The organism is Prevotella sp. Sow4_E9_plate (assembly GCF_052116205.1).
Taxonomy (GTDB): Bacteria; Bacteroidota; Bacteroidia; order Bacteroidales; family Bacteroidaceae; genus Prevotella.
This window is the reverse complement of the sequence record NZ_JBQKLN010000111.1, coordinates 1-1,410: the sequence shown is the minus strand read 5'-3', so window position 1 is coordinate 1,410 and position 1,410 is coordinate 1. Positions and strand designations below refer to the sequence as shown.

The following is a 1,410-nucleotide window of genomic DNA, read 5'->3' as shown; positions in this document are numbered from 1 at the left end:
TTACGGCAAAAATTAATGAGAGACCAAGAAAGAAATTGAATTTCTCAACACCAAAGGAGTGCTTTTATAAAAACATTTCGTAATTTTGCACTTGCTTGTTGAATTCGCGAACTCGTGTCCTCAAGAATTACTTGTTAAAAGGTTATTCTGTAAATCAACAATTGTTGGCGATGCAGCGACAGTTTGATTCTCGATTGGAAGAGCATAGTCTGCGTATGACACGAATTGAAGACAAACAGGCAGAACAACAGGAGCAGCTTGACTTCTTTATTCGTACATCTACACCTCCTGCAGAAATGGTTTTCTTTGAGGGGGACTTCTATACGGCACGTGTGGCATTGGAAAATTTAGTTAGTTCGGCAAATCATCGTGTAATTGTTATTGATGCTTATGTATCAGCCTAGACTCTTGACTTTCTGAACATTAGAAAATCTGGAGTGGAAGCAATTATCTATACAGTAGGTGTCGGTCAGGGAATGCAACGATTGATGGAGGAGCATGATAGGTTGTTCCCTGATGCTCATATTGATATCAGAAAATGGAGCAAAGAGTCACATGACCGCTGGCTTGTCATTGATGATACGCTTTATCATTGTGGTCATTCGTTAAATGCAAATGGTGGACACAAAATCTCGGCTATAACAAGAATGGGTATATCGCCAGAAGATATTCTTTCTGTTGTTGACTAAAAAGTATTTTTTCATTTGTATAACAATTAATCATATACGCTATAAGGTTGGCGGGGCATCAAAGCCCTCGCCATGTTGTGCGGACTGGGACTGCATGGGAATAGCAGTTTATAGTTTACAGTTAATAGTTTACGGTTGATTTTGTGGTAATTTGCTGATAACTTGCAGATTTCTTGTGATTTTCTTGGTGGTTTCAAGAAAAAAGCGTAATTTTGGCGGCAAAGTTGAACGTTTAATTCAAATAGAATGGAACAGACTGTATTTAACCCTGCTCAGATGAAGATTCTTCAAATGATGTCTTATATCAAGACTCCACAGGAATTAGATAATCTTGAAAATGTTCTCTCTCAATACTTTGCAAAGAAGGTTGATGAGGGGATTGATGAGTTGTGCGATAATGGAAGTATAACTCTTGATACCATAGAGAGCTGGGGTACTGAACATTTACGTACCTCTGGCAAATGAGAAAGATAGTTCTTGATACTAATTGCTTATTGATGAGCCTTCCAAGGATAAGCCCTTATCGTAAGATTTCGTGGAGTTATTATTGCGGAATCAAGGAAATAATCATCTTAATTAATAGTTTAAGATGTCGTAACTATTGATTATAGCGAGAGTGTAAACTAAACTGTGTCAAGCTACAATAAAAGTAGTTTAACACAGTTTTTATATTATGGACAACTTAGAAATTGATTACAAGAAAGCAGCTCAGCAGTTGCGT

General features: G+C 37.2%; 3 protein-coding genes. All 3 read left to right on the top strand.

The window, feature by feature from the left end; translation table 11 throughout:
• The first annotated feature begins 215 nt into the window (after nucleotides 1-215).
• The 3 genes from ACTQ53_RS17445 (at nucleotide 216) to ACTQ53_RS17435 (ending at nucleotide 1,154) form a co-directional block, all read left to right on the top strand.
• A complete protein-coding gene (locus ACTQ53_RS17445; RefSeq protein ID WP_441934573.1) occupies nucleotides 216-404 on the top strand; it encodes a hypothetical protein in 189 nt (62 codons plus the stop codon).
• A 33-nt stretch (nucleotides 405-437) separates the two neighbouring features.
• Nucleotides 438-689: a hypothetical protein gene (locus tag ACTQ53_RS17440; RefSeq protein WP_441934571.1), complete on the top strand. Its 252-nt coding sequence runs from the start codon at nucleotides 438-440 to the stop codon at nucleotides 687-689.
• A 246-nt stretch (nucleotides 690-935) separates the two neighbouring features.
• Nucleotides 936-1,154 carry a hypothetical protein gene (locus ACTQ53_RS17435; protein ID WP_441934569.1) on the top strand — a complete coding sequence of 73 codons (219 nt, stop codon included), beginning with the start codon at nucleotides 936-938 and terminating at the stop codon, nucleotides 1,152-1,154.
• Nucleotides 1,155-1,410: the final 256 nt, after the last annotated feature.